Origin of the sequence: Streptomyces sp. NBRC 109706 (assembly GCF_000974485.1) — a bacterium.
GTDB lineage: Bacteria > Actinomycetota > Actinomycetes > Streptomycetales > Streptomycetaceae > Streptomyces.
The window spans coordinates 585,017-610,766 of sequence record NZ_BBOM01000011.1 but is presented as its reverse complement, the minus strand read 5'-3'; the positions used below and the strand labels follow the sequence as shown (position 1 = coordinate 610,766).

Genomic DNA, 25,750 nt, shown 5'->3' with positions numbered 1-25,750 from the left:
CGTCGGCGGGTGCGGAGCGGCGCGTTAGGCTCGTTCGTATGGCGGAGGCTGTGCGTGAGGCTGTGCGTTTCGAGCTGCTCGGTCCGATCCGGGTGTCGCGCGGGGGTGTCGAGCTGCCGCTCGGTCCGCCCCGGCAACGGGCGGTGTTGGCCGTGCTGTTGCTCCAGGAGGGGCGCCCGATGACCTTCGAGGCGTTGGTGGACGCGGTGTGGGGGGAGCGTCCGCCCGGGCAGGTGCGCAATCTGGTGCAGAAGTACGTGTCCGGCATCCGGCGCGCGCTGGCGCCGGGTCCGGCGCCCCGGTGGACGGGCAGCGGCTATCTGCTCGCCGAGGCCGGCATCGACGATCTCGCCGACCGGCGTGCGCTGTTGGCGCGGGCGGTGGCGGCCAGGGACGCGGGGCGGCTGGCGGAGGCCGGGGACTGGGCGGAGCGGGCCGAGTCGCTGTGGCGCGGGGAGTTCGCCGAGGGGCTGACCGGGCCCTATCTGGCGGCGGAGCGGCGGCGTTGGGCGGAGAAGCGGCTGCTGGTCCTGGAGGCGCGCCTGGAGGGCGCGTTGGAACGCGGCCGGTACCACGAGTGCGTGCACGAGTTGATGCGACAGGTCGCGGCGCACCCGCTACGGGAGCGGCTGGTGTGGCTGCTGATGCTGGCGCTCTACCGCAGCGGGCGGTCGGCGGACGCGTTGCTGACGTTCGAGGAGACGCGGGCCCGGGTGGGGCGGGAGCTGGGGTCGGATCCGGGGCCCGAGCTGCGCGCGCTGCATCAGCGCATCCTGCGTCAGGATCCGGCGCTCTCCCCCGATCCCGCGCTGGCGTCCTGACCGCCGGCGCCGCCCGAACCGCCCGTCCCCTCTGGCCCTTCGGGGCCCTCGCCGCGTCGGTCCAGCGCGTGCAGCGCCTTGCGGGCCAGCGGATGGGTGCGCACGATGCCGGCGAGGGTGGTGGAGCCGCGGGTGATCTGGGCGAACGCGCCCCAGGCGGGGCGGAACCCGACCAGGGCGGTGTGCACCAGCCGGGGTCGCTGCGCGAAGGTGGCGAGCATCCGACGGCCGACGCCCATCTCCACGCCGAGCCCGGACTTGATGGCGAACGTGTAGTTGAGGGCCTGCCGGCGGGCGTCCACCGCGTCGCCGGCCTCGGCGATGCGCACCGCCCACTGGCCGGCGAGGCGTCCGGAGCGCAGCGCGAAGGAGATGCCCTCCCGGGTCCAGGGCTCCAGCAGTCCGGCCGCGTCCCCGCAGACCAGGACACGGCCCCGGGAGAGCGGCGAGTCGTCGGTGCGGCAGCGGGTGAGATGGCCGGAGGAGATGCTGGGTTCGAACCCCGACAGGCCGAGCCGGCCGACGAAGTCCTCCAGATAGCGCTTGGTGGCGGCGCCGTCGCCCCGGGCGGAGATCACACCCACGGTGAGGGAGTCCCCCTTGGGGAAGACCCAGCCGTAGGAGCCGGGCAGCGGCCCCCAGTCGATCAGGGCGCGGCCGCGCCAGTCCCCCGCCACCTCCGGGGGCACCGGGATCTCCGATTCCAGACCCAGATCCACATGGTCGACCCGGACCCCGACATGGGCCCCTATCCGGCTGGCGCTGCCGTCGGCGCCGACGACGGCGCGGGCCAGGATGGTCTCGCCGCCGGCCAGGACCACGGCGACGGTCCGCCGGTCGGGCACGGCCGGGCCGTGCTGTTCGACGCGGGAGACGGTGGCGCCGGTGCGCAGCCGCGCGCCGGCCTTGACGGCGGCCTCGGCGAGACGCTTGTCGAACTCCGGGCGGTTGACCAGGCCGAACAGCATCCGCTTGGAACGTCGGGTGCGGTTGAGCCGCCCGTTGAGCGAGAAGGTGACCGCGTGCACCCGGTCCCGCAGCGGCAGTTCGAAGCCGGGCGGCAGGGCGTCCCTGGTGGGGCCGATGATGCCGCCCCCGCACGTCTTGTAGCGGGGAAGTTCGGCCTTCTCCAGGAGCAGTACGCGGCGGCCGGCCTCGGCGGCGGCTCGGGCGGCGGAGGCCCCGCCGGGCCCGGCTCCCACCACGACGACATCCCAGACGGTGCGGCCCTCGGCCTCGTTCTCGCTGCTCACGACGTGCTCGTGCTCCCCGATGCGGTCTTGAATCCCTCGCCGTTGTGCATCCTAATGCGGTGTCACAGGCGGAGCCCGGCCGGTTTGGCGGGGCCGGAGCGCCGGACCCGTGGGTGGCCGTCCACGCTATGACATCATCGACCGCACCGTCGTTCGTACGCATGTATGAGAGGGCCGTCGGAACAGCGACCCGGCCCGCTCAAGGAGGTCCTCATGCCGCACAGCCCGCAGCACGCCGCCCTGGCCGGCACCGTCGCCGCCGCGCTCCCCACGGCACGACGGGAGTTGGCCGAGCTGGTGGCCTTCAGGTCGGTGGCCGATCCCCGGCAGTTCCCGCCGGAGGAGTGCCGGGCCGCGGCCGAGTGGGTCGCGGACGCGCTGCGCGCCGAGGGCTTCCCCGAGGTGCGGCTGCTGGACACCCCGGACGGCACCCAGTCCGTCTTCGGCCACCTCCCCGGCCCCGCCGGCGCCCCGACCGTGCTGCTGTACGCGCACTACGACGTGCAGCCGCCGCTCGACGAGGCGGCCTGGACCTCGCCGCCGTTCGAGCTGACCGAACGGGACGGACGCTGGTACGGGCGCGGTGCCGCCGACTGCAAGGGCGGCGTGCTGATGCATCTGCTGGCGCTGCGGGCACTCGCGGCCAACGGCGGGGTGCCGGTCGGCGTGAAGGTGATCGTCGAGGGCTCGGAGGAGCAGGGCACCAGCGGCCTCGAAGAGTACGCGCAGGCGCATCCGGAGCTGCTGGCGGCGGATGTGGTGCTGATCGGCGACACCGGCAACGTCAGGGCCGGGCAGCCGACGGTGACGGCGAGCCTGCGCGGGATGGCCGTGCTCACCGTCCGGGTGGAGACCCTGGCGGGCAATCTGCACTCGGGCGCGTTCGGCGGCGCGGCGCCCGACGCGCTGGCGGCGCTGGTGCGGATGCTGGACTCGCTCTACGACGCCGACGGCGGTCCGGCCGTCAACGGCCTGGCGGCGGACGGGAGTTGGTCGGGCACCGGATATCCGGACGAGGCGTTCCGGGCGGACGCCGGGGTGTTGGACGGGGTTTCGCTGATCGGCTCGGGGGCGGTCGCCGACCGGCTGTGGGCCAGGCCGTCGATCACGGTGATCGGCATCGACTGCCCGCCGGTGGTGGGCGCGACCCCGTCGGTGCAGGCCACCGCGCGGGCGCAGATCGCGCTGCGGGTGCCGCCCGGGGTCGAGGCGAAGACCGCCGGCGAGCTGGTCGGCGCGCATCTGCGGGCGCACGCGCCGTGGGGCGCCAGGGTGACGGTCGAGCAGCAGGGCGAGGGCCAGCCGTTCCAGGCCGATGTCACCAGCCCGGCGTATGCCTCGATGGCCTCGGCGATGCGGGACGCCTATGACGGCACCGAGATGGCCGTGGTCGGCCAGGGCGGTTCGATCCCGTTGACGGCGACCCTCGGCGGGCTCTACCCCGACGCCGAGTTCCTGATGATCGGCCTGAGCGACGCGGCGGCCCGCATCCACGCGGTGGACGAAAGCGTCTCCCCCGACGAACTGGAACGCATGTCGGTGGCCGAAGCCCTCTTCCTGTCCCGCTACGCACAGTCGACCACGGCGTAACGCTGCCGCGTACGGCTGCCGCGTTCCGGCTGCCGCCGGCGGCCACGCCCCGCCCGGGGGGGCATGGCACGGCGGGCCACAGGTACACACAACCGGGCGGTGCGGTACGGGATGAGGGCGCCCCTCCGGGGGTTGTGCGGCGAAGGGATCGGGGGGAGCGGGTGCGTGGCGCGGCCGCCACGTGTCCGCACATGCGACCGGGCGGTGCGGCCCGGTCAGGTGCGAACGGCCGGGGGCGCCGACCGCGGGTCCCCGGGGCCGCTGCCCCGCGAAGGGGCCCCTACGGGGCGTCCGAAGACGGGCCCTGGCGGGCGGCGGGCACATCGTTCCGGGACCCGGGCCAACCGCGCTGCTCCAGCAGCCGGTTGAGCCCCGTGACGCATCCACCGGGACCTCGGCCCGGCGCCACTGGCGCGTTCCGCCCGGAAGTCACCGCGCACGTCCGGCGGGCACCGCTCAGCCGGAATCCCAACGAGGATTCACCGTACGGTGAGGCGCACGGCCGTGATCCCGGCGGCAGGCGCGCACTTCCCCCCCCCAGAACCCCTGCGAGCCGCCGCGCAGGCGCGTCCCGTTCGGGCACTCCCGGCCGTGGCTCGTTGCACTTCTCACGGTCCGGCCGGCCGCAGGCACCGTCGGGGCGGGGGTTCGTGGTTGCCTGGCCGACCGCCCAGGTCTCAGTGGCGGGAGGCGCGGCGGCGGACCAGCATGGCGCCGCCGGCGACGGCGGCGACGGTGAGGCCGGCGCCGGCCAGCACCATGGGGGCGGTGCCGGACTGGGAGCCGCCGACGCCGGCCTGGGCGCCGAGGCTCGGCTTGGTCGTCGAGGTGCCGGCCACCGTGGGCGTCGCCGTCGGGGTGGGCGTGGTGGTGGCCTCGGCGATGGCCAGCCGGGCGGCGGCGGTCTGGTCGCCGCAGCTGAAGATGACGTCGTACTGGGCGCCGCGCCTGGCGTCGGTGTCGACGGTGGTGCGGGCGCTCTGGAGTTCGCCGGGGATGCCGAGCACGACGCGGTCGAAGACGGGGGATTCGGCCGTCGCCTCGTAGTCGGTGCAGCCGGTGACGGTGAGGTCCACCGCGCCGCCGGGGCGGACGGTGCCGGGGGAGACGCTGTAGCCGAAGTCGACGATCTGGGCGGGTGCCTGGTCGTCGACGGCGAGCGCGGTCGGGGCGCCGGTGCCGACCAGCGTCGCGCCCAGCCCGGCGGCGGCCAGCGCGGTCCTCAGTCTGCTCATGGGAAGACTCCTTCGTCGGGTGTGTGCCGGAGATGCGCTGGTGGTCGGAGCTGCGCCGGAAGGTGAGCTTCGCCCGCTTCGTCCTAGTGCGACATAAACACAGCGGGTGGGGGTCAACACCCCAGCGAGGGCGAACGGGTTACCGTCGGGGCCGTTCGCGTCAGGCGGCGCCGGTGAGCGCGGCGTAGACCACGACGTTGCCCCGGTAGCCGCCGGTGCCCGGCTCGAACGGGCCGCCGCAGGTGATCACGCGCAGCTCGGGGTGGTCGGTGTCCTGGTAGACGCGCTCGGGGAGTTGGTCCTTCTCGTAGACGGCGGTCTCGTACACCGTGAAGGTCGCCTCCAGGCCGTCCTCGCGCACGACCTGGATGGTGTCGCCCGGGCGCAGTTCGCCCAGGCCGTAGAAGACGGCGGGCCCGGCGTCGTTGTCGACATGGCCGACCAGTACGGCGGTGCCGGCGGAACCGGGGGACGCGGCGTCGCGGAACCAGCCGGCGAGGTTGTCGACCTCCTGCGGCGGGGCGTCGACCCAGCCCTCCGGGTCGAGGCCGACGGAGGTCAGCGGGGCGTCGACGCCGATGGCGGGGATGGTGACCCAGGTCGGTTCGGCGTGCCCCAGCGGGGCGTGCGCGAGTCCGGTGGGCGGGGCGCTGGTGGCGGGGGCGCCGAGGGGCGGCGCCGGAGGTCCGTCCGAGCCCTGGACGGCGCCGGCCATGATGGTGAGGCCCAGCGCCACGGTGCCGGCCATCACGCCGAAGGCGGCGCGGGTGCCCCAGCCCATGGGCTCGTCGGGCGGGGGGTCGCACGGGTGGTTCGGGCCGGCCTGATCGTCCGCGTGGCGCATCGGGGTCACCGCTCGTGGGGAGTCCTCCCCCGTTCTGGGGCCATCGCGACCACGCTAGAGCGAGCCGGGCCGACCCGCGATTCCAGCGCCGCCGTAGCGGCGTCGCCGGTCAGCCGGCGGTGGCCGGCCCGGTGATCACCCGGCCGCGCTCCAGATAGAGCGGTCGGCCCAGGGCGCGGGCGCGCAGGGCGCCCTGGAGGCGGGCGAACCGGTCGGCGGAGAGCAGGTGTTCGGCCTCGGCCTCGCTGGCGAACCGCCAGCCGCGCAGTTCGGCGTCGGGCAGCAGCAGGTCGGCGGCCCGGTCGGGGGTCAGCAGCCCGCCGTCGAAGAGCAGCCGGACGCCGCCGAAGCCGGGTGGGCGGGGCGGCTCCCAGTCCACCACCAGGGGGGTGGGCTCGCCGGCCAGGCGGAGCCCCAGCTCCTCGAAGACCTCCCGGGCGGCGGCCGAGGTCGGCTCCTCCCCCGGTTCGACGACGCCGCCGGGGAACTCCCAACCGGGTTTGTAGGTGGGGTCGACCAGCAGCACCCGGTCCTCGGCGTCGAAGAACAGCACGCCGGCGGCGAGGGTTTCGCCGCGCGGCCGCGCGGTCTGCACGATGGTGCAGGCGCCGTCGCCGCGCCGGATGCCCTCGGCCAGTGCCTCGGCGGTCTGGCGCGGGGTGAGTTGGGAGGCGGCGACCGGGTGCGCGTCGTCGGCGAGCCAGGGCAGCGCCGCGTCGTACTGCGGCAGCCTGGCGAGGTAGCGGGTGCGGACGGCGTCGCCGTCGACGGCCGCCCGTTGGTCGATCCGCGCGCGGAGGAACGTTTCCTCGGTCTGAAGCAGGAAGTGCCGCACCGGAATGCGGCGGGCCGCGAGCCCGCCGAAGATCTCGTCCCGGTATGCCTGGCTGAGCAGGCTCATCGGGGTGATCAGGGGACCCGGCAGCTCGGCGAGCAGGGCGGAGGCCGTGGCCACCACCAGGCTGCGCCAGGACGGCAGGTCCTGGTAGTCGTCGACCTGGGCCAGACGCTCCTTCGGCAGCATCCCGCGCAGCTGGTCGCCGACCCGCTCCGGCTCGAACAGGGTGCTGCCCGGCAGCAGATGGAGCAGTTCGTGTGCCGCCGTGGTCTTGCCGGCACCGAACGCGCCATTGAGCCAGATGATCACGAACCCCCTCCTTCCTCGCCCCCAGGTTCAGTTGCCCGCTGCACCCCGGGACAAAAACGTGTCCGGCGCCGTCCAGCACACCGCCGCCGCGCCCACCAGGCCGGCGTCGGTGCCGAGTTGGGCCGGCACGACATCTATGCCCCGCACATAGGGCAGCGTCGCGTACTCCCCCAGCGCGCGCCGGAGCGGGGCGAACAGCACCTCGCCGGACTGGCTCACGCCGCCGCCCACCACCACCGTCTCCAGCTCGACCAGGGTCGCGGTGGCGGCGATGCCGGCGGCCAGCGCGCGGGCCGAACGGTCGAACGCCTCAAGCGCGACGGGATCCCCGGCCGCCGCCGAGACGGCGACGCCGGCCGCCGTGGCGTCCCCGTCGGGCGCCGCCGGACGCCAGCCGGCGGCCAGCGCGTAGCGGGCGATATTGGTGCCGCTGGCGATCCGTTCCACACAGCCACGCCCGCCGCAGGGGCAGAGGTCGCCGTTGAAGTCCACGCTGATATGGCCGATATGGGCCGCGTTGCCGGTGGGCCCGGGATAGAGCCGGTCGCCGACGATCAGGCCGCCGCCTACGCCGGTGGACACCACCATGCACAGCGCGTTGCCGCGCCCCCTGGCCGCGCCGCGCCAGTGTTCGCCGGCCGCGATGGCCGCGCCGTCGCCGACCAGGGCGACCGGGAGTTCGCCGACGGTCTTGCGGACCCCCTCGACCAGCGGGAACTCCCGCCAGGCCGGGATGTTGACCGGGCTCACGGTGCCGAGCCTGGCGTCGATCGGGCCGGCGCTGCCGATGCCGAGCGCGCGGACCCGCGCCCAGTCCGGGGTGCCGACGAGTGAGGTGACCACCTCCGTGACCGCCCGCAACACGTCGGAGGCCGACTCCTTGGCCGGGGTCGGCCGTTGGACGCGGTGGAGCAGTTCTCCCTCGCCGGTGACCAACGCACCGGCGATTTTGGTGCCGCCGATGTCAACGGCGGCGACAAGATCAGTGGTCATGAGCGGAAAGCCTGGTCGGTAGGAGCACGGTTGTCCAGTCCGATCATCGTCGATCACCGGGGCCCCCGGGTCGGCCGGGGCGCGGTGAGCTGGTGCAGGCGCTCCCGGGTGAGCCCGGCGCGTTCGGTCACCTCGGTGCTCTCCAGCGCGCCGCAGGCGAGGCCGCGCAGCAGGAAACCGGCCAGGGCGCGGGCCGTGGCCGGCTCGTCCAGCACCTCGCCCTCGGCGCCTCGTTCATAGGCGGCGAGCCGGTGCGCGGCGGGGGCGAACCCGGCGCGGTAGAAGGCGTGGACGGCGGCGTAGCGGGTGGGCAGATGCCCCGGGTGCATGTCCCAGCCCTGGTAGTAGCCCCGGGCCAGGGCGCGGCCCACCAGCCGGTGGTGGATCCGCCACGCGTGCCGGACCTGGGCATTCGGGCCGACGGGCAGGACGTTGGTGGAGCCGTCGGAGAGCCGCACCCCGGTGCCGGCGGCGGCGACCTGCATCACGGCCTTGGCGTGGTCGGCCGCCGGATGGTCGGGGGCCTGGTGGGCAGCGCTGATGCCCAGCGCGGCGCTGTAGTCGAAGGTGCCGTAGTGCAGGCCGTTGGCGCGGCCGGCGGCGGCCTCGATCAGCCGGGCGACGGTGGCGGTGCCGTCGGGGCCCACGACGGCCTGGGCGGTCTCGATCTGGATCTCGAAGCGCAGCCGCCCGGCCGGCAGTCCGCAGGCGGCCTCCAGCGCCTCGCAGAGCCGGACCATGGCGGCGACCTGCCGGGGGTCGCTGACCTTGGGCAGGGTCAGCCGCAGCCCCGCCGGGAGCGGCCCGTGGGCGAGCAGGGTGCTGAGAAAGATGTCCAGGGTGCGGATGGCCCGATCCCGCACCTGGGCTTCGAGCGACTGGCAGCGGATGCCGACGAACGGGGGCCCCGTTCCGGCCGCGTCGGCTTCGGCGACCTGGCGGGCCACCCGGGCGGCGACGGCGTCCTCCTCGGCGTCGGGGCGGGGCGCGAAGCCGTCCTCGAAGTCGAGCCGCAGATCCTCGACGGGCTCGTCGGCGAGCTTGGCACGGACCCGCGCGTACAACTCCTCCGACGCCGCCGCCTCCCGCGGTTCGTCGTGCAGGGCGGCGGCGAACGCGGCGGCGTCCGGGGCGTGTTGGTCGAGCAGCGCCAGCGCGGCGCGGCCCCAGTCGCGCGGGGTGTCGGGGGTGTAGCGGTCGGCCGGCAGATAGACGGTGTGCACGGGCTGGCGGCTGCCGTCGTCGCCCGGGTAGCGGCGGGCCAACTCCTCGTCCACGCCGGCCAGGTCCTTCGCCAGCTCGCCATTGACGGCGGCGGTCAGTCGGGTTGTCACCGGATCACCGTGCTCCATGCGTCCTGCTCCGATCGGTCGACTCGGTTGAAGGCTTCCCGGCGGCCGGCGGAAACACAACGCGCCGCGCGTCATGTCGCGTTCATCGGGAGACGACGGATCGCCACGGAGGGTTGATCGCGGGGCAAAGGCGACGTCACGCGGCTGGCCGACGCTGGATTCCACGGCGGAACTCCGCCGTGGACCGTGGATGACAGGAGTGAGTCATGGAACCACAACACCTGCTGGCGGCGCTGATCCTGGGCCGGTCCCGGGAGGACAACGGCAGCGGCCCGCCGCCGGTCGTCTCGGACCTGGAGGCGGACCGGCGCGCCGGGCGCCGCGCGGCGCCCGCGCCGGTGGCCGACGCGCCGCCGGCCCCGAGGGCGCGCGGGCGTCGGCGACGGCGGACGAACGCCGCGCCGGTACCCGTCACCTGACGGGCACCGACGCGGCGCGGCACGGCCCGTGGGGGCTCAGCCCCTGCGGGCCGTGACCTCGTCGGTGAGAGCCGGCACCACATCGAACAGGTCGCCGACGACGCCGAAGTCGACCAGCTCGAAGATCGGCGCCTCGGCGTCCTTGTTGACGGCGACGATGGTCTTCGAGGTCTGCATCCCGGCGCGGTGCTGGATGGCGCCGGAGATGCCGGCGGCCACATACAGCTGCGGGGACACCGTCTTGCCGGTCTGGCCGATCTGGTGCGAGTGCGGGTACCAGCCGGCGTCGACCGCCGCGCGGGAGGCGCCGACGGCGGCGCCCAGCGAGTCGGCCAGCGCCTCGATCACCGCGAAGTTCTCCGCGCCGTTGACGCCGCGCCCGCCGGAGACGACGATCGCGGCCTCGGTCAGCTCGGGCCGCCCCGTGGACTCGCGCGGGGTGCGGGAGACCACCTTGGTGCCGGTGGCCAGCGGGCCGAAGGACACCGCCAACTCCTCGACCGTGCCGGCGGCCTGGGCCGCCTCCGGAGCCACGGAGTTGGGCTTGACGGTGATCACCGGCGTGCCCGTGGTGACCCGGGAGGTGGTGGTGTAGGCGGCGGCGAACACCGACAGGGTGACGACCGGGCCTTCGTCGCCGGCGGTCACGTCGACGGCGTCGGTGATCAGGCCGGACTCGATACGCAGCGCCAGCCGGGCGGCGATCTCCTTGCCCTCGGCGCTCGACGGCACCAGCACGGCGGCCGGCTCGACGGCGGCGACGGCGGCCTGCAGCGCGTCGACCTTGGGGGCCACCAGGTAGTCGGCGAACTCGGGGGCGTCGGCGGCCAGCACCCGGACGGCGCCGTGCTCGCCGAGCACCGGGGCGGCGGCCTCGGCGCCCGGGCCCAGATGGACGGCCACGGGCTCGCCGAGCCGGCGGGCGAGGGTCAGCAGTTCGAGGGTGGGCTTGCGGACGGTGCCGTCCACGTGGTCGACATAGACGAGGACTTCAGCCATGGGTGCGCTCTCCAGCGGATTCGGGACGACGTGCGGGGTTCTGCGGCCGGACGGCCGGGCGGGGCATGGGCCGTGCGGCTCAGAGGAACTTGCGCTCGGCGAGGAACGCGGCCAGCCGCTTGGCGCCGTCGCCCTCGTCCGTGACGACCTCGCCCGCGGTGCGCGCCGGACGCGGGGTGGCCGAGTCGACGACGGTGCGGGCGCCGGCCTGGCCGACCTCGTCGGCCTCGATGTCCAGATCCTCCAGGTCGAGGGTCTCCACCGGCTTCTTCTTGGCGGCCATGATGCCCTTGAAGGACGGGTAACGGGCCTCGCCCGACTGGTCGGTGACGGAGACCACGGCGGGCAGCGCGGCCGTCAGGCGCTCGGTCGCCGCGTCGCCGTCCCTGCGGCCGGTGACCTGGCCGTCGGCGACGGAGAGCTCCGACAGCAGCGTCACCTGCGGCACCTCAAGGCGCTCGGCCAACAGCGCCGGCAGCACGCCCATGGCGCCGTCCGTCGAGGCCATGCCGCAGACCACCAGGTCGAAGCCGACATGCTGGATCGCCTTGGTGAGCGCCAGCGAGGTGCCCAGCACATCGCTGCCCACCAGGTCGTCGTCCTCGATGTGCACGGCCTTGTCGGCGCCCATCGACAGCGCCTTGCGCAGCGCGTCCGTGGCGTCCTCGGGGCCGGCGGTCAGCACCGTGACCTCGGCGTCGTCCGCCTCCTCGGCGATGCGCAGCGCCTGCTCGACCGCGTACTCGTCCAGCTCGGAGAGGAGACCGTCGACGGCCTCGCGGTCGGTGTTCAACGCATCGGTGAAACCGCGGTCGCCCGTCGCGTCGGGTACGTACTTCACACAGACAACGATCTTCAAGCTCACGCCGGCTCTCCTACAGCTAGTCGGTCCGCAACGGACTGGCAAGATCAACCCGGTAGTTACTCACCAGTACACTCAGGGTATCCCCCTCGGGCAAGGATGTCGCACTGTGACATGGCCAACGTGCGATCATCCGACCGCAGCCACCTTCTCAAGTCACGTTCCCCAGCGCGGGCTATCCGCCGATCGCGGCGCCCAGCGCCGCGATCACGTCCACGCGACGAGGCTGCCCCGTCGCCCGACGGACCACGCGTCCCTCCGCGTCGAGCACCAGCACGGTGGGGGTACCGCTGACGCCGAGGGCGCGCACCAGGTCGAGCCGACCCTCGGCGTCGATCTCCTGGTGCGCCACTCCGTCCACCATCGCGGCCACCTCGGCCAGCACGGCGCGGGTGGCGCGGCAGGGCTGACAGAACGCGGAGGAGAACTGCACCAGCGTGGCCCTGCGCCCCAACGGGCCGGCGCCGAGCGTCGCGGCGTCCAGCCGGTCGGCTCCCCCGGTGGCGGCCATGGCGTCCCCCTCCCGCACGCTGGTTGGCTCGTCCTGTTCCCCGCACAGCGTGCCAGAGGTGCTTTTTCTTCCCGACAAGGCCCCCAACTCCCGCCCGGATCGGGCCATCTGGCGACGCCCCCGGCCAGCGCCTCCGCCGCCGGGGTGGCGATCGCCTGCGCTTTCGGGCACCATCGGGCCACGCCGGAAGTTACGGTTGCGTAGGTTGCCGCTTGAGAAAGGGCCTTCATGGCAGAGTTCGTGTACCCGCCGGTCATCGCCACCGCGCGGACGATGTTCAAGGTGCTCGACCTGCGCTTCGACATCAGCGGCGACGAGCATGTGCCGCGCCAGGGCGGCGCGGTCCTGGCCAGCAACCACATCGGCTATATGGACTTCATCTTCGCCGGCTTCGCCTGCCGCCCGGCCAAGCGGCTGGTGCGCTTCATGGCCAAGGAGTCGATCTTCCGGCACAAGGTGTCGGGGCCGCTGATGCGCGCCATGAAGCACATCCCGGTGGACCGCGCCAGGGGCGACCAGTCGTTCGCCCCCGCGCTCAAGGCCCTGCGGGAGGGCGAGATCGTCGGGGTCTTCCCCGAGGCGACGATCTCCCCCTCGTTCACGCTGAAGAAGTTCAAGTCCGGCGCGGCGCGGATGGCACAGGAGGCGCAGGTGCCGCTGCTGCCCGTGGCGCTGTGGGGCACCCAGCGGCTGTGGACGAAGGGCCGCAAGCGGGATCTGCGGCGCAACCACATCCCGATCACCATCCGCATCGGCCAACCGCTGTTCGCCGAACCGGACGAGCCGGCCGCCAGCGTCACGGAGCGGCTGCGCGAGCGGGTGCACGAGCTGCTGGACGCCGCGCAGCGGGCGTATCCGGACAAGCCGGAGAAGCCGGAGGACGCCTGGTGGCTCCCCGCCCACCTCGGCGGCGGCGCCCCCCCGGCCCCGACCTCCCACCCCTGACCCACCGCCGGCAGTTTTGTCGGCCGCGTGGCGTGGGCCTGGTTGGCTGTTCGTCCGGGGAGAGGCCATGGCCCGCCCTCCGCCGCCGACGGGCGGCGGAGGGCGGGCCCGTTACAGCTTCGAGCTGCCGCCGGCGGGCACGGCACGCGGGCAGCAAGGCTGCCACCAGCGAGCACGGCACGACGACGAGCCGCAACGGACCCGCCGGCCCCGGGACGCGGCCGACAAGGTCGCCGCCAGCGGGCACGGCACAACGACGAGCCGGAACAGGCCCTCCGGGCCCCACCACCGACGGCCCCCGGCCCGCGGCCCGCGGGCATCAACACACGACCGGGCCGACCAGCCCCCGGCCGCAGGCGGAGTCGGCACAACGACGAGCCGGAACAGGCCCACCGGGCCCCACCACCGACGGCCCCCGGCCCGCGGCCGACGAAACCGCCGCCGGCGGGCATCAACACACGACCGGGCCGGCCGGCCCCCGGCCGTAGGCGGCGCCGCCTCGTCGGCCGCCCGCGCCGGCCTTCGGCCGTTGACGCGGAGTCGGGCTCTCGGCCACTGGCAACCTCCGGCCCATGATTGGCAAGGCAACCGTCGGCGGGCAGCCGCAGCGGGCCGCACCGGCGCCGGGGTCCGGTGTCGGCTCGTCGCTGGCGCGTTCGCGCGCCGCCGACGGGCCGGCCGGGCCCGGCCGCGGCTCAGCCCAGCGGCCAGCGACCCGCGGCTATCGGCCCAGTTCGTCGCGTAGGGCGGCCAGGAAGGCGTCGACGTCCTCCTCCGTGGTGTCGAAGGTGCACATCCAACGCACCTGGCCGGCCGGTTCGTTCCAGAAGTAGAACGCGTAGCGCTTCATCAGCCGCCGGCTCACCTCCACGGGCAGTTCGGCGAAGATGCCGTTGGCCTGGACCGGGTGGCAGATCCGGACGCCGTCGAGGTCGGCGACGCCCGCCGCGAGGCGGCGGGCCATGGCGTTGGCGTGGCGGGCCGAGCGCAGCCACAGGTCGCCGGCGAGCAGCGCCTCGAACTGGGCGGAGACGAACCGCATCTTCGACGGCAACTGCATGGACAGCTTGCGGATATGGCGCATGGCGCGCACCCGCTCCGGGTCGAGGACGACGACGGCCTCGCCGAGGAGCAGGCCGTTCTTGGTGCCGCCGAAGGAGAGCAGGTCCACGCCGACGTCGGTGGTGAACGCCGCCAGCGGCAGGTCGAGCGAGGCGGCGGCGTTGGCCAGCCTGGCGCCGTCCACATGGACGGCCATGCCGTGTTCGTGGGCGAAGTCGGCGATGGCGCGGATCTCGTCGGGGGTGTAGAGGGTGCCCAGTTCGGTGCTCTGGGTGAGCGAGACGACCTGGGGCGTGGCGCGGTGCTCGTCGTCGAAGCCGAACGCCTCGCGGGCGATCAGCTCCGGGGTGAGCTTGCCGTCCGGGGTGGGGACGGTGAGCAGCTTGAGGCCGCCGACCCGTTCGGGGGCGCCGCACTCGTCGACGTTGATATGGGCGCCGGTGGTGGTGATCACCGCGCCCCAGCGGTCGGTGAGCGCTTGGAGGCCGACGACGTTGGCGCCGGTGCCGTTGAAGACGGGGTAGACCTCGGCGCGGGGGCCGAAGTGGCGGCGGAACAGGTCGCCGAGGTGGGTGGTGTAGGCGTCGCCGCCGTAGGACGTCTGGTGTCCGCCGTTGGCCAGGGCGATGGCGGCCAGCACCTCGGGGTGGGCGCCCGAGTAGTTGTCGGAGGCGAACCCGCGGACGGCGGGGTCGTGGTGGCGGCGGGCGTCGGTGGGGCCGAAGGGCGGGGTCACGGCTTCTGGGTGAGCCACAGGCGGTTTCCGTTCACTTCCTCGGTCGGGGTGGTCCACAGCCGGCTGACGGCGTCGGCGAGGTCGTGGACATCGGTGAAGCCGGCGAATTTCGCCTTTGGCTTCTGGGCCCGCATGGCCTCGGTGACCAGCGCCTTGACCACCAGCACGGTGGCGGCGGCCGGCGGCGGGGCGTCGTCGGCCGCCGCCTTACGGTAGTCGTCGGCCAGCGCCAGCGTCCACGCCTCGGCGGCGGCCTTGGCGGCGGCGTAGGCGGCGTTGCCGGCGGTGGGCCGGCTGGCGCCGGCGGCGCTGATCAGCACGAAGCGGCCGTTGCCCGAGCGGGCCAGCGGGGCGTGGAAGGCGAGCGAGGTGTGTTGGACGGTGCGCACCAGGAGGTCGTGCAGCAGCGTCCAGTCGGCGAGGTCGGTGTCGGCGAAGGTGGGCGAGCCGCGCCAGCCGCCGACGAGGTGCACCAGTCCGTCGATCCGGCCGTATTCGCGTTCGGTCCGTTGGGCCCACTCGCGGGCGGAGTCGAGGTGCAGCAGGTCGACCGTGTCGCCGATCACGGTGGCGCCGCCGTGCGCGAAGCGGGCGGCGTCCACGCCCTCGGCGAGCCGGGCGGGGTCGGCGTCGGCGGCGACCACGACGGCGCCGGCCTCGGCCAGCCGCAGCAGGGTGGCGTGGCCGGCGGGGCCGCCGGCGCCGGCCACGGCGATCACGGCTCCTTCGAGCGCACCCCCGGCCTTGGGGGTCTCGCCTGGGACGGGGTTGTTCATCGGGTGCCTCCTCGTCGAAGCGTGCTGCCCGGGGGCGCGCCGGCGGTCAGGCGGCCCTGGTGGGGGCCTGGTCGGCGGCGGTGATGCCCCGGGTGGACTCGATCACCTTACGGAGCTTCTTGGCCAGCGCCTCGTAGAAGAGGCTCAGCGGGAACTCGTCCGGCAGCACGTCGTCCACCAGGCGGCGCGGCGGCTGGTCGAGGTCGAGGGCCTCGGCGCCCTTGGCCCAGACGGATCCCGGGTGCGGGGCGAGGTAGCGGGAGACCAGGTCGTAGGACTTCAGCCAGTGCACGATCTTCGGCCGGTCGATGCCCCTGCGGTAGAGGGTCTCGATCTCGTCGCGCAGCTGGGCGGTGACCTCGCGGGCGCGGGCCCAGTCGACGGTGAGGCGGTTGTCGCGCCAGCGGAGCGCGTCGTGCTGGTGCAGATAGGCGAAGAGGAGCTGGCCGCCGAGCCCGTCGTAGTTGCGGACCCTGGCGCCCGTCACGGGGAACCGGAAGAGGCGGTCGAGCAGCACCGTGTACTGCACGTCGCGGCCCTGGGGATAGCCGTCGGCGGCGAGGCGGCCGGCCTCGTGGAAGGCGGTGAGGTCGCAGCGCAGCTCCTCCAGGCCGTACATCCAGAACGGCTGGCGCTGTTTGATCATGAACGGGTCGAACGGCAGGTCGCCATGGCTGTGGGTGCGGTCGTGGACCATGTCCCACAGGACGAAGGCCTGCTGGCAGCGCTGCTGGTCGGTGAGGAGTCCCCTGGCCTCCTCGGGGAGTTCCAGGCTGGTCACCTCGCTGGCGGCGCCGATCACCCGGCGGAACCTGGCGGCCTCGCGGTCGCAGAAGATGCCGCCCCAGGAGAACCGGGCGGGCGCCTCGCGCACGGCGATGGTCTCGGGGAAGAGGACGGCCGAGTTGGTGTCGTAGCCGTCGGTGAAGTCCTCGAAGGTGATGCCGAGGAACAGCGGGTTGTCGTAGCGGGTGCGCTCCAGCTCGGCGAGCCAGTCGGGCCACACCACGCGGAGCACGAGGGCTTCGAGGTTGCGGTCGGGGTTGCCGTTCTGGGTGTACATCGGGAAGACGACCAGGTGCTGGCGGCCGTCGACCCGTTCGGCCGCCGGCTGGAAGGCGAGCAGCGAGTCGAGGAAGTCGGGGACGCCGAAGCCGGCCTCGGCCCAGCGGCGCAGATCGTCGACGAGCGCCCGGTGGTAGGCGGCGTCGTGCGGCAGCAGCGGGCTGAGCCGCTGGACGGCGTCGACGATCACTTCGACGCGGCGGGTCAACTCGGCCCGGTCGGGGGCGCCTTCGGCGGCGAGGTCGATCGAGCCGTCCTTGGCCTGGGCGGGTCGGATCGCCGCGACGGCGTCCCTGAGCACCGGCCAGGCGGGATGAGAGACCACACGGTCCGCCGTGAATCCGTCGCCCGTTGCCGCGATAGACGCGAGACTTTCCGTCATGACCCACCCTCCACAGAAGAATATTCAGCACAGCCACGGTATCCGGTGAAGATTGCCCGATCAACCGGGCGTCCCGTTGGTCCCTTCCGTGCGGGCTCTAGGGTGTGGGCCATGTCGCTGCTGACCGTGGGGCACCGTGGGCTGATGGGTGTCGAGCCGGAGAACACGCTGCGTTCCTTCCGCAGGGCCGAGCGGGCCGGCCTGGACGCGATCGAGCTGGATGTCCGGCTGAGCGCGGACGACGCGCTGGTGGTGATGCACGACGCCCGGGTGGATCGCACCACCGACGGGCACGGGGCGGTCGCCGAGCTGACCCTGGCCGAGTTGCGGAGTCTCGACGCCGGCCGGGGCGAGCGGGTGCCGACGCTGGAGGAGGTGGTGGCGGAGGTCGGCGGGCACCTTCAGGTGGAGATCAAGGACACCGCCGTGGCCGAGCGGCTGGCCGACCTCGTCGAGCGGCACCGGCTGCACCGCCGGGTCACCGTGATCTCGTTCCACGACACCGCGTTGAGCACCGTCGCCGCGCTGCTGCCCGAGGTACCGAGGGGGTTGGTCACCGGTACCTCGACGCCGAGTGCGCCGGAGCGCGCCGTGGCGCTCGGCTGTGCGCTGGTCTCCGGCGAGCTGCCCCGGCTGGACGACGAGGTGGTGGGCCGCTGCCGGGCCGCGGGCCTCGCGGTGCTCGGCTGGACGGTCAACACCGCCGACGAGCTGGCCCGGGCGCGGGCGCTGGGCCTGGACGGGGTGGTCACCGACCGTCCCGAGATCGTGCGGGCGGTCAGCCCAGCGGCTTGACCAGCACGGCGAACCGCAGATCGGGCCGGCGCGGCAGGCCGAAACGCTCGTCGCCGTAGGGGAAGGGCTCGGTCTCGCCGGTGCGGGTGTAGCCACGGCGCTCGTACCAGGCGATCAGCGACTCACGGGCGGAGATCACCGTCATCCTGAGGCGGTCCGCGCCCCAGTCGTGCGCCGCCCGGCGCTCCGCCTCGGCCAGCACGCGGCGGCCAAGGCCCTCGCCCTGCAGCCCGGGGCGGACGGCGAACATGCCGAAGTACGCGGTGCGCGGCTCGCCCTGGTCGGCGGGCGGCCTGCGCAGATGGCAGCAGGCCACCAGCTCCCCCGCCCGCCGGACGGTGAGCAGCCGGCTCTCCCGGTCCTCGACCAGCTCGCGCACGGCGTCGGCGTCGGTTCGGCGGCCGTCCAGCAGATCGGCCTCGGTGGTCCAGCCGGCGCGGCTGGCCTCGCCCCGGTAGGCCGACTCGACCAACGCCACCAGGGCGGGGATGTCCGCCTCGTTCGCCTCGTCGAAGGTCAGCTCCGTTGTCGCCGTCACAGTGCGGCATCCTACGTCCACGCGCCCCCGCGCTCCCGTGCGCCGCCGTGGCGGGGCACGGACGCGGGAAGCCTCTGCCCGGACGGCCGCCCTGTCAGGCCGCGCGGAGGTGGGCGATGCACGGGCCCGTGCTGGTGAACTGGCTGCTGGTCGTGGTCTGCGGGGGCACCGGCGGCTACTGCCTGGCGCGGCTGCGGCGGTGCCGCCCCGCCGAGCGCCAGGACCGGGGCCTTGAGGCCGCGATGGGGTTCGGCATGGCGCTGATGGCGTGGGCGATGGCGGGTGGCGTGGCCGGCGCCGCGCCCCCGTCCTGGCTGCTGGTCGCCCTGACGGCGGCGAGCACGCTGGGCGCGGCGCTGCCGCTGGGCGCCGGCGCGCGCCACCGGGCGCACCATCTGGTGGAGGGCGCGGCGATGCTCGCCATGGCGCTGGCCATGGCCGGCGGCCACCACCCCGGGCACGGCCCACCGGGCTGGGCGGGCCCCGCGCTGCTCTACTTCGGGCTGCACGCGCTGCGGGCCGCGCCCCGCCTGCTCCCGGCACCGGCACCGGCACCGGCGGAGACGAGAGCGGAGACGGAGACGGGGGCGGCGCACCGTCCTGACGAGGTGGGGGCGGCCTGCCGACTCGCTCTGTCCCTGGGGATGTTCACGATGGTGCTGGCGGGATGAGGGTTCCGGTGAGGCGTTGCTCACGCCGGCACCCCCGAGGGAGGCCAGGGCGCCGGGCGCGTTCTAGGCTGGGTTCATGGTGATCACCATCACGCTCCTGGTGCTGGGCGCGCTCACCGCGGCGGTGGCGCCGCGGGTGGTGGCCCGTGGTTCCTGGTCGGATCGCGAACCGGTCCTGGCCCTGTGGATGTGGCAGTGCGTGGTGGCCGCCGTGCTGCTGTGCTGTGTGCTGGCGATGGCGCTGTCGGGCGCCGCCGCGTGGCGGGCCGTGCACGGCGGGGTGTTCGCGCCGGCCCCCACGGTGGTGGTGGACGCCTACGCGCTGCCGCCGGCGAGCGAGCCGTGGGCCGCGCTGATCGCGTTGGTGCTGGCCTGCGGCGGTCTGTGGACGGCCGTGGCGCTGACCCGCGAGGTGCGGCGGGCCTCGGCGTTGCGGCGTCGGCGCCGGGCCGAGCTGTTGGCGCGGGTGCCCCGGCTGCCGGGTGAGGAGCCCGGATCGGCCGAGCGGCTGATCGTGCTGGAGGACGAGCGTCCGGACGCGTGGCTGCTGCCCGGCACGCCACCGAGGCTGGTGATCACCACGGCCGCGCTCCGTCGGCTCAACCGGCGGCAGCTGGACGCGGTGTTGGCGCATGAGCGCGGGCACGCGCGGGCCCGTCACCACTGGCTCCAGCACTGCGCCGGCGCGCTGGCGGGCGGCTTCCCCGGGGTGCCGGTGTTCGCCGCGTTCCAGGCGCAGGTGCACCGGCTGGTGGAGCTGTCGGCGGACGATATGGCGTCCCGCCGGTTCGGCCGGCTGACCACGGCGCTGGCGCTGGTCGGGTTGAACGAGGGGCGCGGGGTCTTCTGCCACGCGTCGGAGCACACCGAGGTGCCGCAGCGGGTGAGTCGGCTGCTGGCGCCCGAGCGTCGGCTGTCCGCCTCGCGGCGGCTGCGGCTGACGGCGGCGGTGACGCTGGTGCCGGCGGTGCCGCTGCTGGTGGCGTTCGCGCCGGGGCTTTCCGCGCTCACCGGCTGAGCTTCGGCTGGTCGCCCGGGCCCGGGCCGGGAGAGGATCGTCCTATGACGATCTCGGGTGTGCTCTTCGACTTCTCGGGGACGCTGCTGCGCGTCGAGCCGACCCTGGACTGGCTGCGGGTGGGGCTGGACCGGGTGGGGGTGAGTCTCCCGGCGGACGAGGCGCGGCGGCGCGCGGCGGAGCTGGAACGGGTGGGCGCGCTGCCGGGCGGCTCGGAGCCCGACAGGGTGCCGCCCGATCTGCGGGAGCTGTGGGAGGCGCGGGACATCGATCCCTCGGGCCATCGGGAGCTGTATGTGCGGCTGGCCGAGCAGGTGCCGTTGCCGGGCGCGCCCGAGGTGTACGACGCGCTCTACGACCGGCACCGGGAGCCGGCCGCCTGGCGCGCGTACCCGGACACCGGGCCGGTGCTGCGCGCGTTGCGGGAGCGCGGCCTGCGGATCGCCGTGGTGAGCAACATCGGCTGGGATCTGCGGCCCGTCTTCCGGGAGCACGGTCTGCTGGACCTGGTCGACGCGTTCGCGTTGAGCTTTGAGCACGGGGTGCAGAAGCCCGATCCGGCGCTGTTCGCCCATGCCTGCGAGGCGCTGGGGGTGGCGCCCGAGCGGGCGCTGATGGTGGGGGACAACGCGCGCGCCGACGGTGGGGCGACGGCGTTGGGCTGCGCGGTGCACCTGGTGCGGCATCTGCCGGTGGACCGGCGTCCCGAGGATCTGCTGCCCGTGCTGGATCTGGTGCGTTGACCCCGGTGCCCCGGGCGGCCGGTGGTTGCGCGGGGCCGAGACGAAGCGGCGGTATCAGGCGGTCCCCCGCGCCGCCCGATACCGCCGCCGGACTGACCGCAGCCGACCCGGGCCGAGGTCAGGTGCCCGGCTGAGTATATTGGCTGTGAGCCAGTCAACAGGAGCCCAGCATGTCGCCTCGAAGCGCATCGGTCAATGAGGAGATGCGCCGACGTTCCCGTGAAAGGCTGCTCCAAGCCGCCGTCGAACTGGTCGCTGAACGCGGTTACGAGGCCACGACCTTGGGTGATATCGCGGATCACGCGGGTGCGGCCCGTGGCTTGATCTCGTACTACTTCCCAGGAAAACGTCAACTGTTGCAGTCGGCGGTGCACCGACTGATGCATCGCCGGCTCGCCGCCGGGCTGGATCGGGCGCCGCAGCCCGAGGGCGAGGACGCCGGCCGGGAACTGTTGGCGCGGGCGATCGACGCGATACTGGGGCTGGCCGAGGAGCAGCCGGTGTTGATGCGGTCGCATATGGCCGGGCTGCTGCAGCACGAGGGGTTCATCCAGTGCGCCGAGCAGCAGCGGCTGGCATTTCTGCTGCGGAACACGGTGATCGAGTTCGGCTCGGCGGATCCGGACAGCGACTATCCGATGCTGCGCGCCCTGCTGATGGGCGCGGTGGTGGCCCAGCTGCTGCCGGGGGCGCCGATGTCGTCGGCGCGGCTGCGCGCCGAGTTGTTCGCCCGCTTCGACCTGTCCTGGGAGTTGGGCATCCCGCCGAGCGAGTCGCCGCCCGGCGGGATGCCCCGGCCACGGGTGTCCCCGTAGCGGTGGTTCAGCGGTAGGTGGGTTGGGTCTGTGCGTTCAGCTCGGACAGCCACACCCGGCGGGCGGGGTCGGTGCGCCGGTCGTCGATGCGCAGGACGTCCAGGCCCTTCTGGTCGTTGGAGTACACATGGCCGTTGTAGTAGTAGGCCGACCAGGAGCCGCCGAAGGAGAGTTGCTGGTCGTTGACCGGGCCGCGCTCGAAGTAGCCGATCTCCCTGGGCCGCCGCGAGTCGGTGAACTCCCAGAAGGAGACGCCGCCCTGGTACCAGGACTGGACCATGATGTCCCGGCCGGCCACGGGAATCAGGGAGCCGTTGTGGGCCACGCAGTTCTCGGTCTCGGCCTGGTGGCGCGGGATCTTGAAGTAGCTCTGGAAGCTCAGCCGGCGGTGCTGGCCGCGGCCCTCGACGTGGTAGATCCCGTTGGCGCCGAACTCCTCACCGGTGCGGGCGTCGCAGGTGGCGCCGCCGCCACCGCCGAGCTCGTCGGTGAAGACGATCTTCCTTCCGTCCTGGCTGAAGGTCGCCGAGTGCCAGAAGGCGAAGTGCTCGACGTCCCGCACCCGGTCCAGCACCCGGGGCGCGGCCGGGCGGGAGATGTCCAGCAGGATGCCGTCGCCCATGCAGGCGCCGGCGGCCAGGTCGAGGGCGGGGTAGGCGGTGATGTCGTGGCAGCCGCTGGTGGCCGAGCCGTCCTCGTCGCCGGGGAAGCCGCCGTCGGGGAAGAGCACCTCGAAGCTGGCGAGCGCGGCCCGTTCGGGGGCGTGCTTGGGCACCTTGACGATGGAGATCCCGTCGTGCGGGGGCTGGCAGTCGGGGAAGGTGGCGTTGGGCCCGTAGGAGGAGACATAGACGTAGACGTCGCGCCGGTCCGGCACCAGGGTGTGGGTGTGCGAGCCGCAGGCGGTCTCGACGGCGGACACATAGCGGGGCGCGCGCACATCGCTGATGTCGAAGACCCGGATGCCCTCCCAGGAGTCGGGATCGGTGGCCGGCTGGGGCTCGCTGGCGCAGGAGTCGTCGGAGCGTGAGGTGTCGACGGAGAGGAAGAGCAGGTCCCCGTGGACCGAGATGTCGTTCTGCGAGCCCGGGCAGAGCACCCGGGTGACGATCCTCGGCGCGCTGGGCCGGCTGATGTCGTAGACGACGAAGCCGTCGTAGTTCCCGGCGAACGCGTACTTGCCCTGGAAGGCGATGTCCGTGTTGGTGCCGGTGAGGCCGTCGGCGCGCGGGATGTTGGCGAGGTGGGTGATGTTGTCGGTGTGCACGATCTCGTCGACGCCGGGAATCTCGCCGCCGGCGATGGCGGCCTCGACCGACTGTCGCTCGCTTTCGGAGACATCGACGGTGGGTGGGGGCTCGTCGCCCGGATCCGGGGTGGCCGCGGCGGGGCCGGCCACCAGCAGGGCCGCTACCAGGCCGAACAGGACGGCGAGCACCCCGAGGCGCCCTTGTCGTCGGCCGATCCTGTGCCACGATGTCACTGGCGTTCTCCCTCGATCGTCGGGCGGGGCGGCGCAGTTGCCCCATAAGGCATACCCTTCGCGTCAGTGATTTACATGGACACATCAAGATGGGTAACAGAACTTTCATACGCCGCAACAGGAGGACCGTTGACGGACCGTCCACGCCCCGGATCCCGCTCCTTTCCGGTCGTTCTGGTCACCCTGGTGGCCGGCGCGCTCGCGACCTTCGGGCTGTCCGGCTGTAGCGACGGCTCCTCCGCCTCCGCGGCCGACGAACCCCCGCCGGTGGTCGCGCCGGGCGCCCCGGGCGAGCCCGCCGAGACGCTGAGCGCCGAGGAGGCCGCCGAGCGGGCGCCGGGCGAACGCCCGCCGGGGCCGGCCGACTTCGCCTATATGGACGCCATGGTGACGCACCACGGGCAGGCCCTGCTGATGACCGAACTCGCCCTGGAACACGCCGGGTCGGAGGAGATCCGCCGACTGGCGGAACGGATCGACGCCGCGCAGACGCCCGAGATCGAGGTGATGCGCGCCTGGCTGGAGCGGCACGCGGATGCCACGGACCCGGCGGACGGGGCGGACGGGGCGGACGACGGGCACGGGGACCACGGCGAGCACGGGGACCACGGGGACCACTCGGGGATGGCCGGAATGGCCTCGGAGGAGGAGCTGGCGCGGCTCGCCGACGCCAGGGGCGAGGACTTCGACCAGCTCTTCCTCACCCTGATGACCCGCCACCACGAGGGCGCGGTCACCATGGCCGCCGAGGTGCTGGGTCACACCACCGACACGGACGTGGAGCAGCTGGCCACCGAGGTGATCGCCAGTCAGACCGCGGAGATCGCGCGGATGGACGCCCTGGGCTGAGGGCGGGCCCCTCGGTCGGGACAGCGCGCCCCGGGGCCTCGCCAGGTCGGTCGGGCGGTGGGATGCTGGACGAAAGTCCGTGCCCGACGCTCCACCGTCTCCGGTGGGCGGGTAGGGGGTTCGCCATGGCGCGCATCGCAGTGGTCGGTTCCGGTCCGAGCGGCGTGTACACCGCCCAGGCGCTGCTCGACCGGCACCCGGGCACGGAGTTGCGCGTCGATGTGCTGGACCGGCTGCCCTGCCCCTACGGGCTGGTGCGCTACGGCGTCGCACCCGACCACCAGAAGATCAAGTCCCTGCAGGCCACGCTGCGGCGGGTCTTGGAGGATCCGCGGGTCCGCTTCCTCGGGAACGTGTCGGTGGGCGCCGGCGGGGTGCGCGCGGATCGGCTGCGGGCGCTCTACCGCGCGGTGGTGTACTGCGTGGGCGCGGCCAGGGACCGGCGTCTCGGCGTTCCCGGCGAGGAGTTGGCCGGCAGCTGGTCGGCCACGGACTTCGTCTCCTGGTACAGCGGCCATCCGGACGCGCCCCGGCTGGAGTTGCCCCGGCGGGCGCGGGCGGCGGTGGTGGTCGGCGCGGGCAATGTCGCGCTCGATGTGGCCCGGATGCTGGCCCGCACCGCCGCCGAGTTGCGGAGCACGGATGTACCGCCGCCGGTCCTCTCGACGCTGGCCGACAGCGCGGTGCGTTCGGTGCATCTGGTGGGCCGCCGGGGCCCGAGCCAGGCCAGGTTCACCACCAAGGAGTTACGCGAGCTGGGCACCCTGGCCGAGGCGGAGGTGGTGGTGGAAGGCGCCGAGCTGGCGGCCGATCCGGACGCCGCCGGCCCCGCCGCGCTCGGCCCCAACGCCCGGCGCAATCTGGCGGCGTTGGGCGCCTGGGCGGACGCACCGCCGTGCGGCCGGCCCCGACGGATCGCTTGCCGGTTCTTTCTGCGCCCGGTCGAGCTGCTGGACGACGGCGCCGGCGCGGTGCGCGCGGTGCGCTTCGAACGGACGGTCGGCACCGGCGGCGGCCGGGTGCGCGGCACCGGTGAACAGGTGGAGATCGAGGCCCAGTTGGTGCTGCGGTCGGTGGGCTACCAGGGGGTGGCGCCGGACGGGCTGCCGTTCGATCCGGAGCGCGGCGTCGTCCCGCACAGCGCGGGGCGGGTGCTGCGCGGGGGGAACGTCGCGCCCGGGGAGTATGTGGCCGGCTGGATCAAGCGCGGCCCCACCGGGGTGATCGGGAGCAACCGGCCGTGCGCCAAGGAGACGGCCGCCTCCGTGCTGGCGGATCTGCCGGCGCTGCCCGCCGCGCCGGCGGCCGATCCGCTGCCCGCGCTGCGGGCGGCCGGGGTCGACCCGGTGGAGTGGCCCGGCTGGCTGGGCATCGAGGCGGCGGAGGCGGCCTTGGGCCGCTCCCTCTCCCGTGGGTCGGTGAAGATCGCCGACTGGCCGGGACTGCTCCGCGCGGCCGGACGGGCCGAGGGCCGAGCCTAGGACCCGTCCCGCCGTTCCTGTTGGGCCGCCGCGCCGAGGACCACGTCCAGCAGGCCGGGGAAGAGCAGGTCGAGGTCGTGGCGGCGCAGCGCGTTCAGCTTGGCCGTGCCCCGGTAGACCTGGCGGACCAGTCCGGCCTCCCGCAGCACCCGGAAGTGGTGGGTGCAGGTGGACTTGGTGACCGGGAGCGGGAACGCCGAGCAGGGCAGCTCGCGTTCGCTGGCGGCCAGCGCGCTGACCACGGAGAGCCGGACCGGATCGGCGAGCGCGTGCAGCACCTGGTCCAGCCGGATCTGCTCACGCGTGGGGTGCGCGAGCGGGCGGCTGGGGGCTTCGGGACCGGCGCTGGGCGTCATGTGTCCATG

At 73.9% G+C, this 25,750-nt stretch carries 26 protein-coding genes; 11 read left to right on the top strand and 15 right to left on the bottom strand.

Annotated elements, in window-relative coordinates; translation table 11 throughout:
- Positions 1 to 38 precede the first annotated feature (38 nt).
- Positions 39 to 821: a BTAD domain-containing putative transcriptional regulator gene (locus AOM46_RS27220; protein ID WP_062216159.1), complete on the top strand. Its 783-nt coding sequence runs from the start codon at positions 39 to 41 to the stop codon at positions 819 to 821.
- Here AOM46_RS27220 and AOM46_RS27215 read toward each other — a convergent pair.
- Positions 779 to 2,074, bottom strand: a complete 1,296-nt coding sequence (locus AOM46_RS27215) for a geranylgeranyl reductase family protein (protein WP_199824070.1) — start codon at positions 2,072 to 2,074, stop codon at positions 779 to 781. The genes AOM46_RS27220 and AOM46_RS27215 overlap by 43 nt on opposite strands.
- A 213-nt stretch (positions 2,075 to 2,287) precedes the next feature.
- Between AOM46_RS27215 and AOM46_RS27210 the strand changes: the two genes are divergently transcribed.
- Positions 2,288 to 3,664 (top strand): dipeptidase, encoded by a 1,377-nt coding sequence (locus tag AOM46_RS27210; RefSeq protein ID WP_062216155.1) that lies wholly within the window; start codon positions 2,288 to 2,290, stop codon positions 3,662 to 3,664.
- A 677-nt stretch (positions 3,665 to 4,341) separates the two neighbouring features.
- On the opposite strand, the gene AOM46_RS27205 is transcribed toward AOM46_RS27210, so the two are convergent.
- The 5 genes from AOM46_RS27205 to AOM46_RS27185 form a co-directional block, all read right to left on the bottom strand.
- Positions 4,342 to 4,899, bottom strand: a complete 558-nt coding sequence (locus AOM46_RS27205) for a hypothetical protein (protein ID WP_062216153.1) — start codon at positions 4,897 to 4,899, stop codon at positions 4,342 to 4,344.
- A 160-nt stretch (positions 4,900 to 5,059) separates the two neighbouring features.
- The gene (locus AOM46_RS27200; protein ID WP_234314031.1) at positions 5,060 to 5,743 is read right to left on the bottom strand and encodes a class F sortase; all 684 of its coding nucleotides are present in this window, start codon (positions 5,741 to 5,743) and stop codon (positions 5,060 to 5,062) included.
- Between the two features lie 109 nt (positions 5,744 to 5,852).
- Positions 5,853 to 6,890 (bottom strand): NUDIX hydrolase, encoded by a 1,038-nt coding sequence (locus tag AOM46_RS27195; RefSeq protein ID WP_062216151.1) that lies wholly within the window; start codon positions 6,888 to 6,890, stop codon positions 5,853 to 5,855.
- 27 nt (positions 6,891 to 6,917) lie between these two features.
- The gene (locus AOM46_RS27190; protein WP_062216149.1) at positions 6,918 to 7,883 is read right to left on the bottom strand and encodes an ROK family protein; all 966 of its coding nucleotides are present in this window, start codon (positions 7,881 to 7,883) and stop codon (positions 6,918 to 6,920) included.
- 53 nt (positions 7,884 to 7,936) lie between these two features.
- Positions 7,937 to 9,235 carry an aldolase/citrate lyase family protein gene (locus AOM46_RS27185; RefSeq protein WP_062216147.1) on the bottom strand — a complete coding sequence of 433 codons (1,299 nt, stop codon included), beginning with the start codon at positions 9,233 to 9,235 and terminating at the stop codon, positions 7,937 to 7,939.
- Positions 9,236 to 9,441: 206 nt separating this feature from the next.
- On the opposite strand from AOM46_RS27185, the gene AOM46_RS27180 reads away from it, so the two are divergent.
- Positions 9,442 to 9,654: a hypothetical protein gene (locus tag AOM46_RS27180; RefSeq protein ID WP_062216145.1), complete on the top strand. Its 213-nt coding sequence runs from the start codon at positions 9,442 to 9,444 to the stop codon at positions 9,652 to 9,654.
- 36 nt (positions 9,655 to 9,690) lie between these two features.
- Here AOM46_RS27180 and AOM46_RS27175 read toward each other — a convergent pair whose 3' ends face one another.
- The 3 genes from AOM46_RS27175 to AOM46_RS27165 all read right to left on the bottom strand — a co-directional run bounded on the left by AOM46_RS27175 (position 9,691) and on the right by AOM46_RS27165 (position 12,026).
- The gene (locus AOM46_RS27175) at positions 9,691 to 10,653 is read right to left on the bottom strand and encodes an electron transfer flavoprotein subunit alpha/FixB family protein (RefSeq protein WP_062216143.1); all 963 of its coding nucleotides are present in this window, start codon (positions 10,651 to 10,653) and stop codon (positions 9,691 to 9,693) included.
- A gap of 79 nt (positions 10,654 to 10,732) precedes the next feature.
- Positions 10,733 to 11,518: an electron transfer flavoprotein subunit beta/FixA family protein gene (locus AOM46_RS27170; RefSeq protein ID WP_062216141.1), complete on the bottom strand. Its 786-nt coding sequence runs from the start codon at positions 11,516 to 11,518 to the stop codon at positions 10,733 to 10,735.
- A gap of 172 nt (positions 11,519 to 11,690) precedes the next feature.
- Positions 11,691 to 12,026 carry a thioredoxin family protein gene (locus tag AOM46_RS27165; protein ID WP_062216139.1) on the bottom strand — a complete coding sequence of 112 codons (336 nt, stop codon included), beginning with the start codon at positions 12,024 to 12,026 and terminating at the stop codon, positions 11,691 to 11,693.
- Between the two features lie 228 nt (positions 12,027 to 12,254).
- Between AOM46_RS27165 and AOM46_RS27160 the strand changes: the two genes are divergently transcribed.
- Entirely contained in the window at positions 12,255 to 12,971 is a 717-nt protein-coding gene (locus AOM46_RS27160) for a 1-acyl-sn-glycerol-3-phosphate acyltransferase (protein WP_062216138.1), read from the top strand.
- Positions 12,972 to 13,692: 721 nt separating this feature from the next.
- Here the strand turns inward: AOM46_RS27160 and AOM46_RS27155 are convergent.
- The 3 genes from AOM46_RS27155 to AOM46_RS27145 are packed head-to-tail and all read right to left on the bottom strand — an operon-like array spanning position 13,693 to position 16,992.
- Positions 13,693 to 14,787: a low specificity L-threonine aldolase gene (locus tag AOM46_RS27155; protein ID WP_078857218.1), complete on the bottom strand. Its 1,095-nt coding sequence runs from the start codon at positions 14,785 to 14,787 to the stop codon at positions 13,693 to 13,695.
- A complete protein-coding gene (locus AOM46_RS27150) occupies positions 14,766 to 15,545 on the bottom strand; it encodes an SDR family NAD(P)-dependent oxidoreductase (protein WP_062216136.1) in 780 nt (259 codons plus the stop codon). The genes AOM46_RS27155 and AOM46_RS27150 overlap by 22 nt, the downstream gene beginning before the upstream one ends.
- Before the next feature lie 46 nt (positions 15,546 to 15,591).
- Complete coding sequence (locus tag AOM46_RS27145; RefSeq protein ID WP_062216134.1) at positions 15,592 to 16,992, bottom strand: DUF6421 family protein; 1,401 nt, start codon at positions 16,990 to 16,992, stop codon at positions 15,592 to 15,594.
- A gap of 111 nt (positions 16,993 to 17,103) precedes the next feature.
- Here AOM46_RS27145 and AOM46_RS27140 point away from each other — a divergent pair, with 111 nt between their 5' ends.
- Positions 17,104 to 17,787, top strand: a complete 684-nt coding sequence (locus AOM46_RS27140) for a glycerophosphodiester phosphodiesterase family protein (RefSeq protein ID WP_062216132.1) — start codon at positions 17,104 to 17,106, stop codon at positions 17,785 to 17,787.
- Here AOM46_RS27140 and AOM46_RS27135 read toward each other — a convergent pair.
- The gene (locus tag AOM46_RS27135) at positions 17,771 to 18,325 is read right to left on the bottom strand and encodes a GNAT family N-acetyltransferase (protein WP_062216130.1); all 555 of its coding nucleotides are present in this window, start codon (positions 18,323 to 18,325) and stop codon (positions 17,771 to 17,773) included. The genes AOM46_RS27140 and AOM46_RS27135 overlap by 17 nt on opposite strands.
- Positions 18,326 to 18,441: 116 nt before the next feature.
- Between AOM46_RS27135 and AOM46_RS27130 the strand changes: the two genes are divergently transcribed.
- From AOM46_RS27130 to AOM46_RS27115, 4 genes are all read left to right on the top strand, one after another.
- Complete coding sequence (locus AOM46_RS27130; protein WP_062216128.1) at positions 18,442 to 18,996, top strand: DUF5134 domain-containing protein; 555 nt, start codon at positions 18,442 to 18,444, stop codon at positions 18,994 to 18,996.
- A 76-nt stretch (positions 18,997 to 19,072) separates the two neighbouring features.
- Entirely contained in the window at positions 19,073 to 20,014 is a 942-nt protein-coding gene (locus AOM46_RS27125; protein ID WP_062216126.1) for a M56 family metallopeptidase, read from the top strand.
- 44 nt (positions 20,015 to 20,058) lie between these two features.
- A complete protein-coding gene (locus AOM46_RS27120) occupies positions 20,059 to 20,757 on the top strand; it encodes an HAD family hydrolase (protein WP_062216124.1) in 699 nt (232 codons plus the stop codon).
- Positions 20,758 to 20,927: 170 nt separating this feature from the next.
- Entirely contained in the window at positions 20,928 to 21,572 is a 645-nt protein-coding gene (locus tag AOM46_RS27115; protein ID WP_062216122.1) for a TetR/AcrR family transcriptional regulator, read from the top strand.
- Positions 21,573 to 21,579: 7 nt separating this feature from the next.
- Here the strand turns inward: AOM46_RS27115 and AOM46_RS27110 are convergent, their stop codons facing one another.
- The gene (locus AOM46_RS27110; protein ID WP_078857217.1) at positions 21,580 to 23,055 is read right to left on the bottom strand and encodes an LVIVD repeat-containing protein; all 1,476 of its coding nucleotides are present in this window, start codon (positions 23,053 to 23,055) and stop codon (positions 21,580 to 21,582) included.
- A 129-nt stretch (positions 23,056 to 23,184) separates the two neighbouring features.
- On the opposite strand from AOM46_RS27110, the gene AOM46_RS27105 reads away from it, so the two are divergent.
- A complete protein-coding gene (locus AOM46_RS27105) occupies positions 23,185 to 23,904 on the top strand; it encodes a DUF305 domain-containing protein (RefSeq protein WP_234314028.1) in 720 nt (239 codons plus the stop codon).
- A 125-nt stretch (positions 23,905 to 24,029) separates the two neighbouring features.
- Positions 24,030 to 25,385, top strand: a complete 1,356-nt coding sequence (locus AOM46_RS27100; protein WP_062216120.1) for an FAD-dependent oxidoreductase — start codon at positions 24,030 to 24,032, stop codon at positions 25,383 to 25,385.
- Here the strand turns inward: AOM46_RS27100 and AOM46_RS27095 are convergent.
- On the bottom strand, positions 25,382 to 25,741 hold the full coding sequence (locus AOM46_RS27095) for a helix-turn-helix transcriptional regulator (protein ID WP_062216118.1): 360 nt from the start codon (positions 25,739 to 25,741) through the stop codon (positions 25,382 to 25,384). The genes AOM46_RS27100 and AOM46_RS27095 overlap by 4 nt on opposite strands.
- Positions 25,742 to 25,750 lie beyond the last annotated feature (9 nt).

Bases quoted from the DNA above. Each gene is read 5' to 3' on its own strand.
- AOM46_RS27140 (WP_062216132.1), top strand. From the start codon at position 17,104: ATGTCGCTGCTGACCGTGGGGCACCGTGGGCTGATGGGTGTCGAGCCG.
- AOM46_RS27180 (WP_062216145.1), top strand. From the start codon at position 9,442: ATGGAACCACAACACCTGCTGGCGGCGCTGATCCTGGGCCGGTCCCGG.
- AOM46_RS27210 (WP_062216155.1), top strand. From the start codon at position 2,288: ATGCCGCACAGCCCGCAGCACGCCGCCCTGGCCGGCACCGTCGCCGCC.
- AOM46_RS27120 (WP_062216124.1), top strand. From the start codon at position 20,059: ATGACGATCTCGGGTGTGCTCTTCGACTTCTCGGGGACGCTGCTGCGC.
- AOM46_RS27145 (WP_062216134.1), bottom strand. From the start codon at position 16,992: ATGACGGAAAGTCTCGCGTCTATCGCGGCAACGGGCGACGGATTCACG.
- AOM46_RS27165 (WP_062216139.1), bottom strand. From the start codon at position 12,026: ATGGCCGCCACCGGGGGAGCCGACCGGCTGGACGCCGCGACGCTCGGC.
- AOM46_RS27125 (WP_062216126.1), top strand. From the start codon at position 19,073: ATGGTGATCACCATCACGCTCCTGGTGCTGGGCGCGCTCACCGCGGCG.
- AOM46_RS27200 (WP_234314031.1), bottom strand. From the start codon at position 5,743: ATGCGCCACGCGGACGATCAGGCCGGCCCGAACCACCCGTGCGACCCC.
- AOM46_RS27130 (WP_062216128.1), top strand. From the start codon at position 18,442: ATGCACGGGCCCGTGCTGGTGAACTGGCTGCTGGTCGTGGTCTGCGGG.
- AOM46_RS27175 (WP_062216143.1), bottom strand. From the start codon at position 10,653: ATGGCTGAAGTCCTCGTCTATGTCGACCACGTGGACGGCACCGTCCGC.
- AOM46_RS27095 (WP_062216118.1), bottom strand. From the start codon at position 25,741: ATGACGCCCAGCGCCGGTCCCGAAGCCCCCAGCCGCCCGCTCGCGCAC.
- AOM46_RS27115 (WP_062216122.1), top strand. From the start codon at position 20,928: ATGTCGCCTCGAAGCGCATCGGTCAATGAGGAGATGCGCCGACGTTCC.
- AOM46_RS27150 (WP_062216136.1), bottom strand. From the start codon at position 15,545: ATGAACAACCCCGTCCCAGGCGAGACCCCCAAGGCCGGGGGTGCGCTC.
- AOM46_RS27185 (WP_062216147.1), bottom strand. From the start codon at position 9,235: ATGGAGCACGGTGATCCGGTGACAACCCGACTGACCGCCGCCGTCAAT.
- AOM46_RS27160 (WP_062216138.1), top strand. From the start codon at position 12,255: ATGGCAGAGTTCGTGTACCCGCCGGTCATCGCCACCGCGCGGACGATG.
- AOM46_RS27220 (WP_062216159.1), top strand. From the start codon at position 39: ATGGCGGAGGCTGTGCGTGAGGCTGTGCGTTTCGAGCTGCTCGGTCCG.
- AOM46_RS27205 (WP_062216153.1), bottom strand. From the start codon at position 4,899: ATGAGCAGACTGAGGACCGCGCTGGCCGCCGCCGGGCTGGGCGCGACG.
- AOM46_RS27190 (WP_062216149.1), bottom strand. From the start codon at position 7,883: ATGACCACTGATCTTGTCGCCGCCGTTGACATCGGCGGCACCAAAATC.
- AOM46_RS27100 (WP_062216120.1), top strand. From the start codon at position 24,030: ATGGCGCGCATCGCAGTGGTCGGTTCCGGTCCGAGCGGCGTGTACACC.